Source organism: Pseudofrankia asymbiotica (assembly GCF_001983105.1).
GTDB lineage: Bacteria > Actinomycetota > Actinomycetes > Frankiales > Frankiaceae > Pseudofrankia > Pseudofrankia asymbiotica.
On record NZ_MOMC01000062.1, the window covers coordinates 43,972 to 65,066 of the forward strand.

Consider the following 21,095-nt stretch of genomic DNA (forward strand, 5'->3'; position numbering starts at 1 on the left):
CCTGGCAGGCCAGCAGGGCGGACCCGGCGGTGAGAAGAGGCGGCCATGGCCTAGCCGCCGATGTTCGTCTTGAGGATCTCGACCACGACCGGCGCCAGCGCGGTAAAGCCGTAGCCCCAGCCGGCGTTCCTCAGGGCGTCCTTGGCCCTGTTGATCTCGCCGGGGTCGCCGTGGGCCATCATGTAGCGGAAGCCCCCGATGGACAGGAACACCGTCGCGACGGTCCCGAGGATCCCCATGATCCAGTTGCGAATGTTGTTCAGGACCGTGTTCAGGTCCGTCGCCACGGGTGGCCCCGGCGGGACGACGGCCGCGAACGCCGCCGTGCCGCCGGCCAGGACGAGCACCCCGACGACGGCGACGAGCAGGACCGTGCGGCGCCACGCGACCCGCCGGCGCGAACGCGAGGGGCGGGCCTGGGCTGGCGGGGTTGGGCTCATGCCGGCACCCCCGTGACCGCCAACACCCCTGCCGGGGCGGGCGCCGTGGCAGGCGTCGCGCTGCCGGCCGGCGGGCCGGGCGGCCGGGATGGCGGCTCGCCATCGGTCGCCTGCGGCCTGTGGCCGGTGAGGTGGGCGAGCAGACGCTGTTCAGCCCGGTCGCGCAGCCGGTAGACGGTGCGCACCGGGGTCGCGTGGCGGGTGRCCCAGGCGGCGACCGAGACGTGATCGAGCCGGGTCGCGGCGACGAGGGCGGCCTCGGTCTCGGTCAGGACCCCGTCCGCGACCGCGCCCGCGAGGACCTCATACGGACCGTCCGCCTGGGTCTGGGCGACGGTGCGGGTGAGGAGCAGGCCCGGGTTGGGATGGGGGGTTTCCAGCGACTGGGTGAGCAGGTCCAGGCCGGCGCGGTAGGCGGCCCAGCGCAGCCGCACCGCGATCCGCGGCAGATCCAGACCGATCGTGGCCAGCGCGGACAGGAAGCCGGTCAGGACCTCGGCCTGCACGTCGGCCGGGTCGAGGTCGCTGTGCTCGCCGAGCCGGGAGGCCACCGCCCGTAGAGCGGGCAACGCCATGCCGGCGGCGCCGACCGTCCACGCGCCGCCGCGGGCGCGGGAGCGGCAGATCACTGTCTTCCAGGCGGTGTCGCTGGTGGCCTGCGGGCAGGACCGGGCCAACAGCCGGTCGCGCAGCTCGTCCAGCGCCACCAGCCGGTCGGGCAGGCCGGGCACCGGTGTGCCGTCCAGGGCGAGCGGGTCGGGTTCGGTGACCAGGAGCGCGAAGCAGTCCCGCAGGGTTGTCAGCGGCAATGTCGGCTTGTTCGTACCGGCGGTTCGCGCAGGAAGGGAGGACGTTTCATCGGGCATGGTTCGCCGTCCTTCGGGTGTCGCGGAATTCGGACAGCCCAAGGACGCCACATCAAAGACAGCGAAAAGACAGCGCGATCTCCCAGCGAATGCACAGCGATCTTTGCTGTGCATTCGGAACAGTCACAGCGGGACCGTGCAAGGCATTCCCCAGGCCCCCGGCTCCGCCGCGTGCCAGCAGCTGGACCGGACCTGACAGCGGGCCCCTGACCTGGTGCGCTGTGACGACAGCAGCGTTCCGCCATGATCGCTGGCACCTGGCCAGCGATCATCCATCAGCGCCCGCCGGCACCGGCGAGAAAAAACTTGAAAAAAGTTTCCGGCCCACTCGCCGGAGTGCTGCCAGCGGGATGACAGCGATCAATAGTCCGGTCGGACTAGACCCTGCACAGCGGGAAAAACCTTGGAAAAAGTCGTGGGGGTGGTGGCAAAAAACGGCACAGCAGCCGGTCTCCTTTTACGACCGCGGAAACAAGCCCGTCGTGAAAGGCAGGACCACCAATGCCCACCTCATCCGACTCCGGCCGCACCATCCTGCCGGTCGTCCCTGCGGGCCGGCCGGCGACCGTCTGGCCGTACCCACCCACCACCGCCGACCAGACCCCGACCGGCTGGCTTCCGGCCGCCGTGGAACGCCTCGTCGTCACCGTCAGCCGGCCCGACGACCCGGTCCTGCTGCTGACCGAACCACCCCTGTCCCAGCCCGCCCGGCCGGCCGAGCCCGGCGACGACGAGCTCGGCGAGAACCTCGCCGGCTGCGCCGGGACCGTCGCCCGACTCGGACGGCGCGTCCAGGTCCGGACCGCGCCCGGCGACGCGCCGCCGCGATGGACCGAGACGGGCTGCGGACCGGACCTCGCGGCCGGTCACGGTCCGGACCCCGACCGCTTTCTGCTGGTCGTCACGGTCGTGGAACCGACCCGGCTCGGCTGGTTCACCCGCATCGACTGGGGCGGCCTGCTCGCCGTCGGCGGCACCCTCGCCGTCATCAGCCGCGCCGACAGCATCGGCGGCTGGCTCATCGACCCCACCGTCGAGCTGGCCACCGCGGCGGGCCGCAGCGGGCTCGCCCTACTCGACCGCATCGTCCTGCTGGAGATCCCGCTGGACCAGCTCGACCGGCCCGCCACACCCATCCCCGCCGGAATCGTCGCCCAGCGAGTGCACTCCGACCTGCTGCTGTTCTCAGCAGTACTCCCCCAGGTGCCGCCGGCGTGGAGCGCCGCCCGATGACCGGCGACGCCGAGACGTGGCGCTGCGACGCGCGGTGGGCGACGGTCTGGCCCACCGGCCGGCACAGCATCACCACCTCACGGACCTACGGACCGACGGCTGATGCGCCGCGCGGGGGCCCGGCGGTGTCGGCGGCGGTCGCCGCCCACGCGATCGCGGTCTACAGCCAGCCCGGAGACACGGTGTGCGACCCGGACTGCGGACCGGGGACCGTCGTAACCGAGGCTGTCCACGCCCACCGCCACGCCATCGGCATCACCAACGACCCCGACCAGTGGGAAGCCGCACGCTCCGCGCTCACCCTGGCGAAGACCCGCGGCGCCCGCGGCGACGGTATGGTCCTCGACCGGCTACCCGACAGCGAGTCCTGGACCGGACTCGGACCGGTCGACCTGGTCCTGACAGCGATCGGACCGCCCGGCCCCGCCGAGCCGACCGGTCCGGTCGAGGACCGGCTGCACCCACAGCTGGCGGCCTACCGGGAGCTGCCCCGGCCCGGCGGCCACCTCGTCGTCCTCGCCACCCACCACCTCAGCGGCGGAACGGACCTGGCCAGCCAGATCGCCACCGCCGGCCGGGACACCGGCTGGCGACCGGTGCAACGCGCCGTCGCACTCACCGCCGTCCCCTACACCCGGGAACTCGGCACGCACCGCCCGACCGGACCGGCACGCGCCCACCCGGTCCATCAGGACGTGATCATCTTCCGCGCCGAGGGCGGACGCGCCCGTCACCCGCACCCGCCGCTGCCACCGGCGCCCCACACCGTCCTCAGCGCATCGCACCGCCCGGCCGCCTAGCCCGCTGCCGGCCGGGCCCGTGCGCTGACGCACCGCCGCGGCCGGCTCTCCCTTCTCGTTGGAGCCCCGCATGTCCGACCTGCTGCCCATCCCCGCACTGCCACCCGCTCCGCCCGAGCCGCAACGCCAGCCCGGCCGTTGGTGGCGCCTCACCCACCCCCGCGCCGCCCGCCAAGCCCGGCTGCTCGCCGCCCACCACGCCTGGACCACCGAACGCGCCCGCCAAGCCCAGATCGACCTCGTCCGCGCCGGCTACCACCTCGGCCCTGTGCCCTACGGCTACCAGCCCCACCGAGTCACCCTGTTCAACCATCAGGGGCAGCCCCGCCGCCACGTCCGCCTCGTGATCGACCCGGGACCGGCCGCCCTCGTCGCGACGATCTTCCGGCTGCGAGTCGACCACCAGGTCCCCACCAGTTCCATCGCCACCAGCCTGCAAAGGATCCAGAACCAGTGGTCCGACATTTCCGACCCTGCCACGGGCCTGCCGAGGCCGTGGACCTCCACATCGGTCGGCCGGATCTTGGCCAACCCCGTCTACACCGGAGCCACCGTCTGGGGCCGAACAGCCAACGGCCAGCCCGTCCCTCCCGACCAGTGGGTCATCTGCCCACACGCGCACGAACCGATCATCGACGGGCGGACGTTCCACCGGGCCCAACTCCTCGCTCCCGCCAGTCAGGGAGTGTTCAGCCCGCGGCTCCTGCCGTGGGAATTCCTCGGCTCCGACGGCCCGCACGGCGAGGGCATTGGACAGGTGATGCAGTGAGCTTGCCGCCCCGGTCGCGCCCCGCCAGCCCCAGGGTCACGCCCTGCGCGAGCGGCACCGTCGAGGCACTCACCGGCCCGAAGGGCACAGTCGTGGACCGTTCATCGACGATGCGATCCGCCTCGACGCCAAGCTGGCTGGCCGCCTTGCCCCAGGATCCGGTCCTCGGGATTCCAGGGAGAGCGTATGAAGGCTGAGTCGAGACGAGCAGCGCTTACCCGGGAAGAGTTGCTCGCATTGCCCGCAGTCATCGATCTTCAGACGGCGGCGCGCGCGTTCGGCATGGGACGCACCAAAGCTTACGACCTCGCCCGCGCGGGCGAGTTTCCCTGCCGGGTATTGCGTATCAACAACATCTATCACGTGCCGACCGCCGAGCTGCTGAGGGTACTCGGCGTCAGCGAGGATTCCACCGATCCGGTGGATGACGGACCGGAGAGATAAGAAGCACTTTGCCGGAGCGCCTCCGGCCACGTAATACTTCGAACCTGCGATCCACGGAACGTAGGGCTACACGTTTCCGCGCTCGCCACTGCGCCTATAACCGACGGTCGACGCCGTCGGCTATAGGCGTTCTAGAAATCTCTCAGAGAACATCGCTAGACAGGACGAGGACCGTGACGCCGAAATCAGAGAACATCTACAAGCGATGCGGGTGCCGCCACCCGGAGACCCGGGCGATGCTCGGAGCATCTTGTCCCCAGCTGCGACGCGCGAACGGGAAGTGGAATCGCAACCACGGCAGCTGGCACTACCGTCTTGAACTCCCGGCTGTGTCGACGGGACGCGAGACGCTGCGTCGCGGCGGGTTTGCCGAACTGGACCAGGCGGAGCAGCAGATCGCCGACGTCAAGGCGCTGCTGCGGATACCCGACCCCGACGACACCGAGTCCCTGCGCCTGGTCATCGACCTCGTCACGCAAGGAACAGCCCGAGGCGGCGCCCTTCCCTCGCCCGAGGAGGTGCGTCGGCGACTGCTTTCTGGTCAGTCGCTGACCGAACGGCTCACCGTCGGCGAATGGCTCGACCAGTGGCTGCGAGGMAAGAAGAAGACTCGCACCGCGGACACCGTCAGAAGCTACGAGTCCCACGTCCGCCTGTACCTGAGGCCTCACCTCGGGCATCTGCGTCTCGACCGCCTCGCGGTGTCCCACCTCTACGACCTGTTCGATGCCATCGACGAGCTCAACGACCAGATCGAGGAGGCCAACGCCGCGCGGCGGGAGCTCAAGGCCGAACTGGAGCGCACGACGGCACTCGCCCAGCGTCGCAAGATCCGGGAGCAACTCGCGGACATGCCGCCGTTCCGCCGGACAGTAGGCCCGGCGACGAAGCAGCGGATCCGAGCGACGCTGCGATCCGCCCTGACGACCGCCTGCAGGCAACAGAAGATCACCTACAACCCGGCGAAGGACGTCGAGCTTCCGCCCGGAAAAGCACCTCGATCGCTGGTCTGGACGCCCCGACGTGTCGAGGACTGGCAGCGCACCGGACAGCGCCCAAGCCCGATCATGGTCTGGACCCCCGACCTGACCGGGGAGTTCCTCGACCACGCGGAGAAGGACCGCCTCTACGCTCTGTTCCACGTCGCGGCGTTCCGAGGGCTGCGCCGAGGTGAGTCCTGCGGCCTGCACTGGGCCGATGTCGATCTCGAGGAGAAGACCCTCACCATCCAGTGGCAGATCGTCCAGCTCGGCTGGGAGACCGAGATGACCCGCCCCAAGTCGGACAGCAGCAACCGCGTTGTCGCGCTCGACGACGAGACCGTCGCCGTGCTGCGCAGGCACCGCGCCTGGCAGGCGCGCGAGCGGCTCGCCGCCGGCCCTGTGTGGACCGACAGCGGGCTGGTTTTCACCCGACGCGACGGCTCACCTCTACACCCCGCCGAGGTGACAGAACGGTTCCGCGTCCTGATCGCCGAGGCCGGGCTGCCTCCGATCCGCTTCCACGATCTTCGCCACGGAGCTGCCACGCTGGCGCTGGCGGGCGGCGCGGATATGAAGGTCGTCCAGGAGATGCTCGGTCACTCGTCGGTGGCATTCACGTCCGACATCTACACCTCGGTGCTGCCCCAGATCGCGTTCAAAGCCGCGGAGGCTGCCGCCCGGCTCGTCCCGCGAGCCACGTCGTAGACTGATGGGGCACACAATGAGCACACACGCACCCGAAGCCCTGCCCGAGCATCTGTCGTTTGCGACAAACGCCCAGGTCAGAGCCATGATCACGGGTGCGCCRCCAGGGACTTGAACCCCGAACCCGCGGATTAAGAGTCCGCTGCTCTGCCAATTGAGCTAGCGGCGCATGTTTCGGTTTTACTTTGGTGCCAGCCTTGCTGCCAAGCGTGGTTCCGCGTCGACGTGGAYGACTGTACCAGCTCGCGGGACGGACGGGTGGGTAGGGCCCTTCCCTCGAGCAGKACCCGTCGCCCGATCTGTGCCGGTAAGTCCCGCCACCAGCGCGTCCGCGACCTCGAGCCAGCCCAGGCCAGGCCGTACCTGGCCACCCGCCGGGCTCGCGGCGTCGCGGCTCCCCGCCCCGACGCCTGCCGCGCTCGATCATGATGCCGGCCGCCGTCACAGCCTCATGGGGCCGGAGCCGCGCGAGCCAATGAGTACGGACACCACGGTCGTCAGCATATGTTGACGACCATCCTTCGTCAGCATATGCTGACGAAATGCCAACCGTCGATCTTGAGGCTGAGCTCGGAGCCGGTCTTGGTGATGCCGTGCGAGCGGTGGATCCCGACACGGGGCTGYGGGCCGTAGCCCGTCTCGGTCGGCTCGTGGAGCAGCTGGAAGCCGAGCAGGTCGCGGCCGCTCGTCGCGCGGGCTGGTCGTGGCGGGAGATCGCTGTCCGGCTCGGCGTCACGAAACAGACCGTGCACCGCAAGTACCACCGGACTGACGGGATCTGAGGAGGCCGATGTTCGGCGGCGATCATCCGGAACTGAGCCGAGCGGTAGGCCGGGCCATCGCGCTGGTCCGCAGCCTCGGGCACGCCCGCGTGGGCAGCGAGCATCTGCTGCTCGCGCTCGCGACGGGCGACGGGCGACGGGCGACGGGCGACGACGGCGTTTCCACCGTGCTTGTCAGGCACGGAGCGACGGCGGCCGTCCTGCGGGAAGCCGTCCTGGCGGCCGCGCCCGCCGGGGCTGGAGTGGCCGCCGACCGGGACACTTTGGCCACGCTCGGCATCGATGTCGACAATCTGCTCCGCCTTGCGGGGGCGCGGTCGATGGATCGACCGCCCCTGCGCGAGCCGCTGTTTCCCCTTGGCGCGGCAACGGCGAGGCGGCGCTGCGCCCGGATGAGCCCGCCGCTGGGCCTCGACGCGCAGGCGGCCTACGAGGCGTCGCTCCGCCTCGCGCTTGCCCGCCACGAACGCATCCACCGACCCGAACACCTGGCTCTCGCGCTCGGCACGCTGGACCCCGGTGCCGCGTGGGTGCTCGCGAGCGCGGGCGTCGACGGGCACGCGCTTGTCGCCGACCTGGCGGCCAGCTTCCCTCCCCCGCGCCGCAACGCTCTGCTGCGTGCCGATCGCCAGCTTGGACACCGAATCCGCGGCCAGGGCCTCATCCGGCGATATGAGCGCACCACAGGACGTACAGCCACGACGGCCAGCACCGTCGCCGCGCTCATCGACGGCTGACCTCGCCACGGACGCCGGTTCACCCGCGGCGGAGGTGGCCGCCTGGGTCTTCTCGCGGACAATGGGGAGGGCACAGCCGACGACCGCGCGGAACCATGGAGGACGATGAGCCGCCACCGCTTTCTTGACCACCCCGGGCCGATCCCGTTGGCGCACCGGGGCGGGGCTGGGCCGTGGCCGGAGAACTCATGGCCGGCGTTCGAGAACGCCGTCGCGCTCGGGTACCGCTATCTGGAGACCGACGTCCGCGTGACCCGTGACGGGACGGCCATGGTCCTGCACGACTCGACCCTGGAACGGGTCGCGGACCGGCCCGGCCGGCTCGCCGACCTGCCCCTGGCCGAGGCCAGCCGCATCCGCCTCCGCCGCCCGCCCACAACGCCCACAACTTCCGGAACGCCGTCCTCGTCGCCGTCTGCGCCCGGCCAAGCCGTTCCTCGCCTCTCCTCCGCGTTTCCCTCCAGCGGTTCGACGGCCGATGGCGCCCAGGTTGACGGCCCGGCTGGCAACCCGACTGGCAACCCGGGCGCCGACCGCGCCGGCACCGCCGAGGTTCGTTCGGAGAGCGCCTGGGCGGGTTCGGACGAAGGAGAGCCGATCCCCCGGCTGGACGAGTTGCTGGACCGCTGGCCGGAGATCCGGCTGAACCTCGACGTCAAGGAGCCGGCCGCGCTTGAGCCGACACTCGCGGCGCTGCGCCGGGCGAACGCGCTGGACCGCGTCTGCGTCACCTCGTTCGACGACGCGGTCGCCCGCGAGGCGCGCCGGCTGGCCGGGCCAGGGCTGTGCGTCGGAGCGGGGATGTCCGCGATCGCCGTCGCCCGCCTGTGCAGCGTCCTCCCCCCATGGCTGAGCGTCGCCAGACGAGGCTGGCGACGGCCCACCAGCGGCAGCGGCGGCCTTCGTCTGAACGGCGACCGCGGCGACAACGGCCCCGCCCATGGACATGACGCCCACGGCCGTGGCGGCCGTGGCGCGGGCCAGGCCGGACCACGGGCGAACAGCGTGTTGGACGCCGAGACCCACGACGACGCCGCGCCGACGGTCGTGAGGTCGGGCGACCTTTCCTGGTCCGCCGCCGGCCAGCGCGGCGGCGCGTCGAACGGTGACACATCGAACGGTGACGCGGCCCTGGTCCCGGCCCAGGCCACCGGGCCGGCGAACGGGCACCCGCGGCGGCCTCGCGGCCTGATCGGGCGGGACGTCGTGCAGGTGCCGGTGGCGTTCCGGGCGTTCCCGGTGTGCGACGCACGGTTCGTGCGCTACATGAACGCGCTCGGCCTGCCCGTCCACGTCTGGACGGTCAACGACGAGGCGTCGATGTCCATGCTGCTCGAGCTCGGCGTCGACGGAATCATCACCGACCGGCCGGAGCTGCTGCGCGACGTTCTACGCCGCCACAACCTGTGGTCGGYCGCCTGACCCGACCCGACCTGGTCTGACGTCGCGTCGACAGCACCGTCGACGGTGCTGTCGACGGTGCTGTCGCGTCCGCGAGGGGCACCGACGACCTCAGCGGCGTAGGTCGTCAAACGACGCTAGCGGCCCGTCATCGCCGCACCGACAGTGAGCCCTGGGAGAACGACCGTGCCGTAGAGGCCGGCGTCTCGATTCGAAGGGACCGCAATGAGCGACACAACCGGAACCACTACCGTCGTCCTCGTCCATGGCGCTTTCGCGGACGCCTCTGGCTGGGCGCCCGTCGTCGAGCGGCTGCTGGCCGCCGGCGTGCCTGTCCGRGCCGTGGTCAACCCGCTGCGGGGCATTGCCGCCGACGCCGCATACGTCGCGAGTGTCATCGGCCAGATTCCCGGCCCGGTTCTCGCGGTCGGTCACTCCTACGGCGGCGCGGTCATCACCAACGCGGCGTCGGCGGTGAGCAACGCGGTCGGGCTCGTCTACGTCGCCGCCTTCGCGCCCGACGAAGGTGAGAGCCTCGGCGAGATCGAGGCACGCTCCACTGACAGCGTGCTGCCCACCGCGCTGCGGCCGGCGCAGTATCCCGCCGGCCTGGGCGACGAGACCGCCGTCGAACTGTCGATCGACCCGGCCCAGTTCCGCGAGTCCTTCGCCGCCGATCTGCCCGAGTCGGTCGCGGCGGTGCTCGGCCTCTCGCAACGGCCGATCGCCGTGGCGGCGTTCGAGGAGAAGTCCGGGGTTCCGGCATGGCGGAGCCTGCCCTCCTGGGCGGTCGTCGCGACGGCGGACAAGGCCGCCGGCTCGGACGTGGTGCGATCGATGGCCGAGCGTGCCGGCGCCCAGATCACCGAGGTCGACGCCTCCCACGTACCGATGATGTCGCGTCCTGACGTGGTTACCGACGTCATTCTGGCGGCCCTGCGCACGGTGGGCTGAAAACGCTCGGGAGACGATCGCGGCGCGGCGACGGGGCGGGAGACAACCATGCCCATGCTGGCGGTCGGCAGGCAGAATGATGCCGACATCGAGGTCTACTACGAGGACCACGGCTCCGGGCGGCCGGTGGTACTCGTCCACGGCTACCCGTTCAGCTGTTACTCCTGGGAACGCCAGCATTGCGCGCTGGTGGCGGCGGGCTACCGGGTCATCACGTACGATCGCCGCGGTTTCGGCCAGTCGAGCAAACCCACGGTCGGCTACGACTACGACACCCTCGCCGCGGATCTGCACGCGCTCGTCGAGCATCTCGACCTGACCGACGTGAGCCTCGTCGGCTTTTCGATGGGCACCGGCGAGGTGACCCGCTACCTCGGCGCCTACGGGTCGGCCCGCATCCGGCGGGTCGTTCTCCTCGGCGCCRTGCCGCCCTGTCTTCTCAGGACGCCCGAGAATCCCGAGGGGGTGGACCGCGCGGTCTTCGACGGCATGAAKGCCGCCATCCAGGAAGACCGTTATGCCTATCTCGAGAGTTTCCTGAACGATCTCTACAACATGGATGTACTCGGCGGTGACCGGGTGAGCGACCAGGCCTGGCACGCCAGCTTCGTCATGGGTGTCGGCGCGTCGGCTTTCGCCATGTATGCCTGCGTGGAGGCGTGGCTCACCGACTTCCGGCCGGACCTGCGGAAGTTCGACGTGCCGACCCTCGTGATGCACGGCGTCGAGGACCGGATCCTCCCCATCGGCGCGACGGCCGCCCGGCTGCCCGCTCTCGTCGACAAGGTGACGTTCCTGCCGGTCCAGGGCGGCCCGCACCACATCGCCTGGACACATCCAGCCGAAGTGAACAGCGCCCTCGTCGACTTCCTGCGCGGCTGAGGGCCGGAACCCTCGGCCGAGAATGCCGAGAACACGGAAAGGAGCGAGAGCACGGAAAGGAGAAGGACAGGCGGCCGTCGGCGGAGCCGGGACCGTGGGAGGCGGACCCCCGGTCCGTGACCGGTCGAGCCCGGCCGGGCGCCCACCGCCAGGCGGCTCGACCGAGGCCCTTTCCACGCGACGGTCCGCGCTTCCCGAAGGGCGCACGCGTGACCGTTTTGCCTGCGTCGGACGGTACGATGGTGCCGTCTCGACGTCCGCTGGACCGGCCCCCCAGCTGGCCCAGCCAGCTGGGGGCCGCGTCGGCGGCTCGCTGGGCGGGCGGTGCCCGCGCGCTCGCCGTCGCGGCCCTGGCCGGGGAGATGATGACAGTCGACGCCACGGCTCGGTCCCTGGTGGGGCGCGACTCCGAGCTGACGCGGGTCGCGCGGTTCCTGGACGACGCCGCCGTCACCGGCGGCGCGTTACTGGTCGAGGGCGAGCCGGGCGTGGGCAAGACCGCGCTGCTGAACGCGGCGGCCGACCGCGCGGCCGCCGCCAGGACGAGAGCCGTCCGGGCCGAGGGCGTCGAGTTCGAGGCGACCACCATCTGCTCGGGGCTGAACCAGATCCTGCTTCCGCTGGCTGGCGGCCTGGACGGGCTGGTCCCGGCCCACCGCGACACGCTTGCGGTGGTGCTCGGCCTCGCCGGCGGCGAGCCGGCCGACCGGACCCGGGTGGCGCACGCCACTCTCAGCCTGGTCCGGACGGTCGCCGGCGAGCTCCCGCTCCTGCTCGTCTTCGACGATCTGCACTGGGTCGACCGCTACAGCGCCGACGTGCTGAGTTATGTCGTACGCCGGCTCGCCGGCAGCCGGATCGCCTTTCTGGCCGCGACCCGGTCCGGCGCGCCGACCGCCTTCGAGCCGGCCAGCCTGCCCCGGCTCGAACTCGGCGCGCTGCCGGACGACGCGGCGAGCCAGCTGCTGCGGGAGCGCTTCCCGGCTCTCGTGCCCCGGGTCCGGCGCCGGCTCCTCGACGAGGCCCAGGGCAACCCGCTGGCGCTGCTCGAGCTGCCGGCCGCGCTGTCCGACCGGCAGCGCGAGTCGTGGTCGGGCCTGCCAGCCCTGCTGCCACTGAGCGACCGGATACGGGCGCTGTTCGCGTCGCGGGTGAGCCACCTGCCCGCCGCGAGCCGCGAGCTGCTCCTGCTGGCGGTGCTCTATGGCGCCGGCGACTTCGCCGTCCTCGACGCCGCGAGCGGCGGCCGGCTGCTGACCGACCTCGCGCCAGCCGAACGGGCCGGTCTCGTCCATGCCGACGACCGGACCCGTCAGATGGTCTTCCGGCACCCGCTCACCCGCTCCGCCGTGATCGGCCTGTCCACGGCCGAGGAGCGCCGGGCCGCGCACCGCCGGCTCGCCGACGCCTCGGTGGACCGGCCCGACCGGCGGGCCTGGCATCTCGCCGAGGCCACGGTCGTCCCGGACGAGGAGGTGGCGGCACTGGTCGAGCGCAGCGCGGAGCGCATCGTCAGCCGCGGTGACCCGTTCAACGCCGCGGCCATGCTGACCCGGGCCGCCGATCTCAGCCCCGACCCGGCCGACCGCGGCCGCCGGCTCGYGGCGGCCGCCTACATCGGCGGCACGATGAGCTGGGAGCTGGGCGGGGTGCCGTCGTTGCTGGCGAGGGTCCGGGAGGCGCCGCTGGACGCCGACGGCGCGCTGCACGCCGCCGCCGCGGACGCCTACACCATGCTCAACGGCGACGACGAGGTGGACGCGGCCCACCGCGTCCTGGTGGCCGCGATCGACGAACACGGCGGCGACTTCGCCGCGGACAACAAGGCGCTCATCGCGGTGATCGACACGTTGTTCCTGGCCTGCCACTACAGCGGCCGGGCCGAGATGTGGCGGCCGTACCTCGCCGCCGTCGGACGGCTGACGCCCAGGGCTCCGCGCGCGAACTACCTGCTCAGCTACGTCTTTCCCGACCCGGCCCGGGTACGGCCGGCGGTGCTGGCCGAGCTCGACGCGGCCATCACGAGCCTGCGGGGCGCCCTCGACCCCGAGGAGCTCGGGCGGGTGACGTCCGCGGCCGCCTACGTCGACCGGCTGCCGGCCTGCCGGGAGCCGCTGCGGCGCCTCGTCCGCGGCGAGACCGCGGGTGGCGCGGTCACCCAGGCGCTCGGCGCGCGCATGCAGATGTTGGTGGACGCCTTCTTCGCCGGCCGGTGGGCGGAGGGCGAGGACCTGCTGCGGGAGGCCCTGGAAACCTGCGCGACCACCGGGAACGTCATGTTCGTCCAGAGCTTCAACTACCACGGCGGGCTGTTGGCCGCCCTCCGCGGCGATCACAGCCGGGCCCAGGAGCTGGCGGCGGAGCTCGTCGCGTGGGGAGGCCCTCGCGGCGCCCGGCTGATGGGTTTCTGGGCGGGCCACGTGCTGGCCCTGGACGCGATCGGCCGCGGGGACTTCGAGGAGGCCTACCGGAAGGCGACGGCGATCTCCCCGCCCGGGACGTTGCCGCCGTACAACCAGACCGCGCTGTGGGTGTGCCTGGAGGTGGTCGAGGCCGCGGTGCGTACCGGCCGGACCGGCGAGGCGAGGGCCCACGCCGAGGCGATGCGGGCGGCGGACCTCGCCGCGATCTCCTCGCGGCTCGACTTCGTGACGCGGTCGTGCGCGGCGATCGCCGCGCACGACTCCGCCGCCGCCGAGCTCTTCGACAGCGCGCTCGGCATGCCGGACACCTGGCGGTGGCCGTTCGACGTCGCCCGGGTCCAGCTCGCCTACGGGGAGCGGCTGCGCCGCGCGCACGCCACCATGGCCGCCCGTCCGCACCTCTGGGCGGCCGCGGAGACCTTCGAACGCCTCGGTGCCGCGCCCTGGGCCGCCCGTGCCCGCGCGGAGCTGCGCTCGGCCGGCGGGAACCAGCGGGTCGCCTCGGTGGCTGGGCTCACCGTCCAGGAGTACGAGATCGCCGCGCTGGCGGCGGCCGGGCTGACGAACAAACAGATCGGCGAACGGCTCTTCCTGTCCCACCGGACCGTCAGCACGCACCTGTACCGGCTGTTCCCGAAGCTCGGCGTCACCACGCGGGCGGCGCTGCGCGACGCGCTCGCGGCGGCGACCCGGCCCGGCGACGGCGCCGAGGCGGAGCCCGGCGCGGTCGAGATGACGTCACCCTCGCCCGTCGAATGACGGCTGTGGCCCGGGTGCGGTCGCGGGCAAGGTGCGGGGCATGGCAACGCAGAGCGCGCCCTTCGACGGCCGCGAAATGTATCTGGTGCACACCATGCTCCGCCGGGAGTTCGGGCTCGGTCCCGGGCTCGTCCACGGCGCGTCCGACGGCGACCCGGCCCGGGCTCGCGTCCTGGTCGACCACATCGCGCTGGTCAGCACCGTCCTGCACCACCACCACGGCGCCGAGGACGCCTACGTCTGGCCGCTGCTGGTCGACCGCCTGACCGACCAGGCGACACCGCTGGTCGATCTCATGGAGAGCCAGCACCGGGAGGTCACGCGGCTCGGCCGCGCGGCCGACGCGGCGGCGGACCGCTGGCTCGAGGAGCCGACCGCCGTCGCCCGCGAGACCTTCGCCCACATCCTCGGAGAGCTCCGCTCCGCGCTGTGGGCGCACCTGGCCGCCGAGGAGGAGCAGGTCGTGCCGCTGATGGAGAAGGCCATCACGATGGCGGAGTGGAACAGGATCGTCGAGATGGGGGCGGCCGGCGCCAACCCGGACGAGCTTCCGCTCGGGTTCGGCATGTTGATGTACGAGGGTGACCCTGAGGTGATCGACGCGGCGATCGCCAACATGCCGGCGCCGGTGCGCGACGTCATCCGGCGGGCGGCGCCGCGCGCCTTCGCCGAGCACGCGCGGCTCGTCCACGGGACCGTCACCCCGCCGCGAAGCACCGAGCTGTGACCCGGCCGGCCCAGGGAGCACAGATGTCCGACCACGGCCACGACCTGGTCATCGGAACCCTGCTGGAGCCGCCGGCCACGGGCGCGCGGGAGCTCGTCGCGCTCGCCGAGCTGACCGAGCGGGTCGGCCTCGACCTGGTCAGCCTCTCCGACCACCCCTACTGGCCGGAGCGGCTGGACACCGTGGCGCTGCTGGCGGCGATCGCGGCCCGGACCACCCGGGTGCGGGTGGCGTCCAACCTGTTCAACCTTCCGCTGCGGCCTCCGGCCGTGCTCGCCCGGACGGCGGCGACGCTCGACATCCTCAGCGGCGGCCGGTTCGAGCTGGGCCTGGGAGCCGGCGCCCAGCAGATGTGGGCGCAGATCGTCGCGGAGGGCGGGCCGCGGCGGGACGCCGGCGAGTCGATCGAGGCCCTGGACGAGGCGGTTCAGATCATCCGCGCGCTCTGGTCCGCCGGCCCCGACGTGCGGTTCGAGGGCCGGTACTACCGCCTGGACGGCGCCAGGCCGGGGCCGGTACCGGCCCACGACATGGAGATCTGGCTCGGCGCCTACCAGCCCAGGTTGCTGCGGCTCGTCGGGCGGGTCGCGGACGGCTTCGTGCCGAGCTCGCCGTTCCTGCCGCCCGAGCAGCTGTCGGCCGCCAACCGGATCATCGACGACGCCGCGGTCGCGGCCGGCCGCTCGCCGGCCGACATCCGCCGCATCTACAACATCGCGGGCGAGTTCACGCCCGAGGGCCACGGCTTCCTCCAGGGGCCGCCCAGGATGTGGGCCGAGCAGCTGACGGAGCTGGCTCTCACCCAGGGCGTGAGCGTCTTCCTGCTGTACCGGGCCGACGACGCGGACGTGATCCGGCGCTTCGCCGCGGAGGTCGCGCCGGCCCTGCGGTCCATGGTCGCCGCCGAGCGGGCGCGCGGTGCGGGGCCGACGGGCGAATAGTCCCGTCACCCGTCAGTACGGCATTCGTACGCCACTTCGGTTCCGACGTTGTTCGTCATCATCAATCAGTGAACGGCCTGGTTCGCCATATTTTCGGCGGCGGACCGATTCGCGACGCTCGACGACTCCATCGGCCGACCGTCGGAGCCGTCATCTGACGCTATCGGCCAGCCTGCCCGAAGCGGATCATCGGTAATGCGAGCGAGACACCCCGAGAAGGGAACGACATGGCGGGAATCCAGGCCGGACGGGTCGCGATCGTGACCGGCGCAACGGCGAATATCGGAAAGCTCTTCGCGACGGCGCTCGCCGCCGACGGCGCGAACGTGGTCGTGCACTACAACAGCCCCGAACGCGACGGCGAGGCGAAGAACGTGGTCGCCGAGCTGGAGGCGGCGGGCGTCGAGGCGATCTCCCATCAGGGTGATCTCACCGACAACGTCGAGATCACCCGTCTGGTCGACGCGACCATCGCCCGCTTCGGCCGCTGGGACATCCTGGTGAACACGGCCGGCATCATCGTGCGGAAGCCACTGGGCGAGACGACCGAGGCCGAGTACGACGCCTCGTTCGCCATCAACGCCAAGATTCCGTACTTCCTCATGGCCGAGGCATTCACGAAGATGGCCGACAACGGCCGGATCATCAACATCATCACGACGCAGGTGGCCGTGACGGCGGCGACGTACTCGGCCTATGCCGGCAGCAAGGCGCCGGTCGAGCACTTCACGAAGGCGTTCGCCAAGGAGATCGGCCCGCGCGGCGTCACGGTGAACTGCATCGCGCCGGGACCGCAGAAGACGAGCTTCCTCTACGGAGCGGAGACCAAGGAGACCCTCGCGTGGCTGGCCGGCCAGACCATCAGCGGGCAGCTGGGCGACCCGGTCGACGTCGTGCCGGTCATGCGTTTCCTGGCCGCGCCGGACGCCCGCTGGGTCACCGCGCAGACGGTATTCGTCAATGGCGGGATGATCGCTCCGATCAACTGACCTGAGCCCGTTTCCGATGCACGCGGAACAGCCGCGATTCCAGAGGTCAGTCCGCGGCTCGGTGACCGGTCGGACGTGGCTCCCCCGCCGAGGACCCTCGGCGGGGGAGCTCGGCTCGGCCGAGCGCGTCCCGCAGCCCGGCCCTGGTCGTGACGTCGAGCTTCGGGAACGCCTTGTAGAGATAGGTGCTCACGGTCCGCGGCGACAGGTACAGCCGCCGCCCGATCTCCTTGTTGGTCAGCCCCTCGGCGGCCAGCGAGACGATCTTGTACTCGGTGGGCGTCAGGCCGGCCGGAGCCGTCGGCTGGCTGGGAATGCCCGCGATGGTCTCGTGCGCCTTCCCCAGTCGTTCGAGCCAGGGCCGGGCCGACAGCGCCGTGAAGCCCTCGGAGGCGACGCCCGCCCAGCTGGCCGCCAGGTCCGACGCCCCGTCGACGGCCAGCCGTTCCGTCGCGAGCAGGGCCACCCGGGAATGATCGAAGACCCAGGCGTCAGCGCCGGGACGGCCGAGCGCCCGGGCGAACGCGGCGGCCGCCTCGGCACCGTCGGACGCCACGAGCGCCCCGGCGGCGTCCGTGATCATCGCGTAGCGGGGTGAGAGCCGGCCGAGCCCCCGCTGCCGCAGGGTCGCGGCGAACCGGCGGGCGACGTCGATCCGCCCGGACCTGGTCGCGGCCTCGGCGAAGTCCAACAACGCCCAGAGCGCGATCGGCATGAACGACGAAGGACCGCCGCCGTCACCCATGAGGGTCGAGGCCCGGGCGAAGGCCTCCTCGAAGTCGCCGATGGCGGCGGCGTGCTGGGCGAGGATCAGATGACCGATGAGCTGGGTCAGCCGGCCACCGCCACCCAGCGTCCAGGCCCGAAGCTGGTCCGCGCACTGCCGCATGGCGCCCCAGCTGCCAGTCGCCGCCGAGATCAGGCCGCGGACCACGTACACGCCGACCTTCGGGCGCCGCAGGTGGAACGTGTCCGCCATCGCCTCGATCTCCTCGCACAGGGCGAGGCCCCGCTCCCAGCGGCCCGAGAACCAGGCCTCCTCGGCGAGCAGGCGGCGGACGTCGACCTCCTCGGTCAGCTGGACGCCGCCGCTCTCCACGACGAGGAGCCGCTCCAGCGTCGGCCGGCACCTCGACAGCCGGTCGAGGAAGTCCACCTGGCTGCCCAGGCGAACCACCTCGACGGGATCGTCGGTGCTCCGCAGATCCGCGAGGTCCTGGTCGATCGCCGCGAGAACCTCGGGCGGCGTCCCCGCCGGGTCGAGGACGCTGGTCAGCCGGTCCCGGACCGCGTCCGCGACGCCGACCTTTCGGAGAAGCTCCAGCACCTGCTGGGCGAGATCGGGCCGGGCGGCATAGACACAGACCAGGCTGAGCACCCGCAGGCTGGTGCGCATCGCCGGCCCGGACCGGTCCACCTCGGGCCGGATCGCCTCGATGGCCGCGGTGAGGATGCGGAACCCGTTCTCGAGGTCCTCGCCGGAGTCGACGATGAGCCAGGCCGTCGTGGCGGCGAGGAACAGGGCCGTCTCGGTGCCCGGCTCGGCCTCGCGCAGGTCGGCGATGGACCGGGCCAGGTGCGCGGGCGCCCCCGACTTGTGCGCGGCGACGAAGGCCGCCTCGGCGATCCGGCGGCTGCGTTGCGCCGGGTCCGGGCTGAGCTCCGCCGACCGGAGGAGCGACGGGAGGCCACCGAAGTCGCCGCGAGCCAGCGCGCGCCGACCCCGGGCTTCCAGCAGCGCGGCCAGGCTCTCGTCCGATCCCAGCGCGGCCTCGCCGAGATGCCAGGCCTGCTTGTCAAGGTCGTGCGCCCAGGCCGCGGCCAGCCGGGTGTGCGCCTGGCGCCGGCGGCTCTCGGTGGCCGACTCGACGACCGCGGACCGGGTCAGCGGGTGCCGGAACACGAGGCGGCGATCGGCGAGGTTCACCTGCACCAGGCCCGACCGTTCGGCGTCGTCGAGCCCGCCGATCTCGTCGCCGCCGCCCGCCGCCCGCAGGACTCCCAGGTCGCCGGTGCCGTCGAGGGCGGCAAGGAGCAGCAGGTCCTGGACGTCGGCGGGCAGCGAGGAGATCCGCGCCGCGAACACCGACTGCAGCCGAGAGCTCAACGGCAGCGTCGGCGGGGCGCTCATCCGGCCGGCCTGGATGGGCGGGCTCAGCGCCGGCGGCAGCTCCAGGAGCGCGAGGGGGTTTCCGCGCGCCTCGGACAACAGACGGCCCCGGATCCGGGGAGCCAGCGTCGGGAAGCGCTGTCGAAGGAGGCGGTCGGCGTCGGCGGGTTCCAGCGGGCCCAGGTGGTGCTCGACCCGGCCCAGGGTCATCGCCCCGCCGTAGCCGGGCCGCGCCGTGCCCAGCATGCCGATGCGGGTGCCCGACAACCGCCGGGTCAGGAAGAAGAAAACCTCCTGGCTGCGCGGGTCGGCCCACTGCAGGTCGTCGCCGAGGAACAGCACCGGCGCCCGGGCCGCGGCGGCCTGCAGGAGATGAAGGGTCGCGGTCGAGACGACGAGGCGGTCGGGCTGGTCGCCGCTGCGCATGCCGAGGACGACCCCGAGCGCGTGAACGTGCGCCGGGTCGAGGCCGTCGATGTACCGCCGTATGGGCAGGAGCCCCTGGTTGAGCGAGGAGTAGCCGATGTCGCTCTCGAACTCGACGCCGTCGGCGCGCAGCACGGTGTAGCCCCGGGCGCGGGCCTCGCGGGCGGCGTGCTCGAGCAGGGCCGACTTGCCGATCCCCGCCTCGCCCAGGAAGAGGACCGGCCGCCCGTCCACCACGAGGTCGTCGAGCAGCTCCTCGACTATCTCGAGCTCCCGGGCCCGCCCGACCAGCTCGGCCGGGGCGGCGCCCCGCGGCGCGGGGCTGGCCACGGGCTCGATGACGTCGCCCAGCCCGCTCCCGGTGCCATCGCCGGGCTGGAGCTCGTCGCGAAGTGTTGAGTCAGCAACCATCTCGCGCCCAATAGTGGTCCAGCGCGGCTGGCGAGCGCTTGCGTCAAATTACGTACGTGTCCGACGCGGGCGCCCGCCGCCCCGGGCCGGGCCGGGCCGGGCCGCCGAGCGGGCGCGATGCCGCCCGGCGCGCCCCCTCCGGCCGCCGGCCGATTCCGACGCCCGGCCCGTCAATTGACGCTGGTGAGCGGGCCGTCGGATGCGAAGAGTCGGAGGTGGCCGCCCTTCATCTCCGTTGGAACGCTCACCGAGGAGACCGCTGTGTCAGTCAATCCCGATCACCCGGCCGCCAACCACCAGGTCGTCCTGGCCCGCCGGCCGGCCGGCCCGGTGGCGCTGGACGACTTCCGGCTCGAGACGGCGCCCGTGCCTTCTCGGGGCGCCGACGAGGTGCTGCTCCGGAACATCTTCGCCTCGGTCTCGCCCGCCGCCCGGGCGGCGATGCAGGGCCCCACGTACCGCCCACAGCTCACCGAGGGGGAGGTCATTCCCGCCGGGGTCGTCGCCGAGGTGGTGGCCGGGCCGCCGGCCGGGCCGCCGCCCGGCACCCTCGTGGCGACGCTGTTCGGCGGCTGGGCGAACTACACCGCCGTGCCCGCCACGGCGGTCCGGGAGCTTCCGCTCGACCTGCGCGGGCCGCTGGTCCGCCATCTGAGTCTCTACGGCCTGAACGGCCTCACCGGCTACTTCGGTGTCGTCGGCGTAGCCCGGGTGCGAGCCGAGGAGACCGTCGTCGTCTCGGGTGCCGCGGGCGGGGTCGGACACGTCGCCGGCCAGGTGGCCCGGCTCGTCGGGGCCCGGGTGGTGGGGATCACCGGGTCGGATCGCAAGAACGCCGTTCTCGAGAAGGAGCTCGGCTTCGCCGCGACCGTCAACCGGCACTCGGACTCCTTCGGCGACGACCTGCGAGCGGCCTGTCCGGACGGTGTCGACGCCTACTTCGACACCGTCGGCGGCCCGATGCTCGAGACGGTCCTCCCGCTCATGGCCGGGCACGGCCGCGTCGTGTGCTGCGGTGCCACGGCGCAGTACGACGCCGACCAGCCGCCGGACCGGGGACCGCGGGGATTCCCCCTGCTGGCCATCGTCAAGAGCCTGCGGATCGAGGGGTTCCTCGTGCATGACTTCCAGGCCGACTGGAGCGAGGCGCTCACGCGGCTCGACCAGTGGGCCGAGGGCGGCCAGCTGACGGTCCTGGAGGACGTCCGGGACGGCCTTGGCAGCGCGGCGGCGGCGATGGTGGACCTGATGGCCGGGAACAGTACCGGCCAGCTCGCCGTGCGGGTCGCCGGCCTCTGAGCACGTCCGCGAGC

At 72.3% G+C, this 21,095-nt stretch carries 18 protein-coding genes and 1 tRNA gene; 15 read left to right on the top strand and 4 right to left on the bottom strand.

The genetic code is table 11. From position 1 onward, the window contains the following. Positions 1-50: 50 nt before the first annotated feature. Complete coding sequence (locus BL253_RS28525; RefSeq protein ID WP_076820401.1) at positions 51-440, bottom strand: pilin; 390 nt, start codon at positions 438-440, stop codon at positions 51-53. Beyond that, entirely contained in the window at positions 437-1,249 is an 813-nt protein-coding gene (locus tag BL253_RS28530; RefSeq protein WP_241835236.1) for a hypothetical protein, read from the bottom strand. Before BL253_RS28530 ends, BL253_RS28525 begins: the two co-directional genes overlap by 4 nt. A 558-nt stretch (positions 1,250-1,807) precedes the next feature. On the opposite strand from BL253_RS28530, the gene BL253_RS28535 reads away from it, so the two are divergent. From BL253_RS28535 to BL253_RS28555, 5 genes are all read left to right on the top strand, one after another. After that, positions 1,808-2,539, top strand: a complete 732-nt coding sequence (locus tag BL253_RS28535; protein WP_076820403.1) for a hypothetical protein — start codon at positions 1,808-1,810, stop codon at positions 2,537-2,539. Continuing rightward, the gene (locus BL253_RS28540) at positions 2,536-3,339 is read left to right on the top strand and encodes a TRM11 family methyltransferase (protein ID WP_076820422.1); all 804 of its coding nucleotides are present in this window, start codon (positions 2,536-2,538) and stop codon (positions 3,337-3,339) included. The genes BL253_RS28535 and BL253_RS28540 overlap by 4 nt, the downstream gene beginning before the upstream one ends. 70 nt (positions 3,340-3,409) lie before the next feature. Next, positions 3,410-4,108, top strand: a complete 699-nt coding sequence (locus BL253_RS28545; RefSeq protein WP_076820404.1) for a recombinase family protein — start codon at positions 3,410-3,412, stop codon at positions 4,106-4,108. Between the two features lie 186 nt (positions 4,109-4,294). Beyond that, entirely contained in the window at positions 4,295-4,552 is a 258-nt protein-coding gene (locus tag BL253_RS28550) for a hypothetical protein (protein ID WP_076820405.1), read from the top strand. A 173-nt stretch (positions 4,553-4,725) separates the two neighbouring features. Continuing rightward, entirely contained in the window at positions 4,726-6,240 is a 1,515-nt protein-coding gene (locus tag BL253_RS28555) for a site-specific integrase (protein WP_241835237.1), read from the top strand. 96 nt (positions 6,241-6,336) lie between these two features. Here the strand turns inward: BL253_RS28555 and BL253_RS28560 are convergent. Next, positions 6,337-6,409 (bottom strand) — tRNA-Lys (locus BL253_RS28560). Between the two features lie 544 nt (positions 6,410-6,953). Between BL253_RS28560 and BL253_RS45535 the strand changes: the two genes are divergently transcribed. The 9 genes from BL253_RS45535 to BL253_RS28610 all read left to right on the top strand — a co-directional run bounded on the left by BL253_RS45535 (position 6,954) and on the right by BL253_RS28610 (position 16,835). Continuing rightward, on the top strand, positions 6,954-7,022 hold the full coding sequence (locus tag BL253_RS45535) for a hypothetical protein (RefSeq protein WP_420801729.1): 69 nt from the start codon (positions 6,954-6,956) through the stop codon (positions 7,020-7,022). Between the two features lie 8 nt (positions 7,023-7,030). After that, positions 7,031-7,759 (top strand): Clp protease N-terminal domain-containing protein, encoded by a 729-nt coding sequence (locus tag BL253_RS28570; protein ID WP_076820408.1) that lies wholly within the window; start codon positions 7,031-7,033, stop codon positions 7,757-7,759. Between the two features lie 105 nt (positions 7,760-7,864). Then, complete coding sequence (locus tag BL253_RS40545; RefSeq protein ID WP_096336107.1) at positions 7,865-9,181, top strand: glycerophosphodiester phosphodiesterase family protein; 1,317 nt, start codon at positions 7,865-7,867, stop codon at positions 9,179-9,181. Between the two features lie 204 nt (positions 9,182-9,385). Beyond that, complete coding sequence (locus BL253_RS28585) at positions 9,386-10,114, top strand: alpha/beta fold hydrolase (protein WP_076820409.1); 729 nt, start codon at positions 9,386-9,388, stop codon at positions 10,112-10,114. 48 nt (positions 10,115-10,162) lie between these two features. Beyond that, positions 10,163-10,996, top strand: coding sequence for an alpha/beta fold hydrolase (locus BL253_RS28590; protein ID WP_076820410.1), 834 nt, complete (start codon positions 10,163-10,165; stop codon positions 10,994-10,996). Positions 10,997-11,235: 239 nt separating this feature from the next. Then, positions 11,236-14,178, top strand: a complete 2,943-nt coding sequence (locus BL253_RS28595; protein ID WP_076820411.1) for an ATP-binding protein — start codon at positions 11,236-11,238, stop codon at positions 14,176-14,178. A gap of 40 nt (positions 14,179-14,218) precedes the next feature. Then, positions 14,219-14,905 (top strand): hemerythrin domain-containing protein, encoded by a 687-nt coding sequence (locus BL253_RS28600; protein WP_076820412.1) that lies wholly within the window; start codon positions 14,219-14,221, stop codon positions 14,903-14,905. A 23-nt stretch (positions 14,906-14,928) separates the two neighbouring features. Further along, a complete protein-coding gene (locus BL253_RS28605) occupies positions 14,929-15,846 on the top strand; it encodes an LLM class flavin-dependent oxidoreductase (protein ID WP_076820413.1) in 918 nt (305 codons plus the stop codon). A gap of 227 nt (positions 15,847-16,073) precedes the next feature. After that, positions 16,074-16,835, top strand: coding sequence for an SDR family oxidoreductase (locus tag BL253_RS28610; RefSeq protein WP_076820414.1), 762 nt, complete (start codon positions 16,074-16,076; stop codon positions 16,833-16,835). A 46-nt stretch (positions 16,836-16,881) separates the two neighbouring features. Here BL253_RS28610 and BL253_RS28615 read toward each other — a convergent pair whose 3' ends face one another. Continuing rightward, on the bottom strand, positions 16,882-19,782 hold the full coding sequence (locus BL253_RS28615; protein WP_081438780.1) for a helix-turn-helix transcriptional regulator: 2,901 nt from the start codon (positions 19,780-19,782) through the stop codon (positions 16,882-16,884). A 261-nt stretch (positions 19,783-20,043) separates the two neighbouring features. On the opposite strand from BL253_RS28615, the gene BL253_RS28620 reads away from it, so the two are divergent. Next, positions 20,044-21,081 (top strand): MDR family NADP-dependent oxidoreductase, encoded by a 1,038-nt coding sequence (locus BL253_RS28620; RefSeq protein ID WP_076820415.1) that lies wholly within the window; start codon positions 20,044-20,046, stop codon positions 21,079-21,081. The last annotated feature ends 14 nt before the right edge of the window (positions 21,082-21,095 follow it).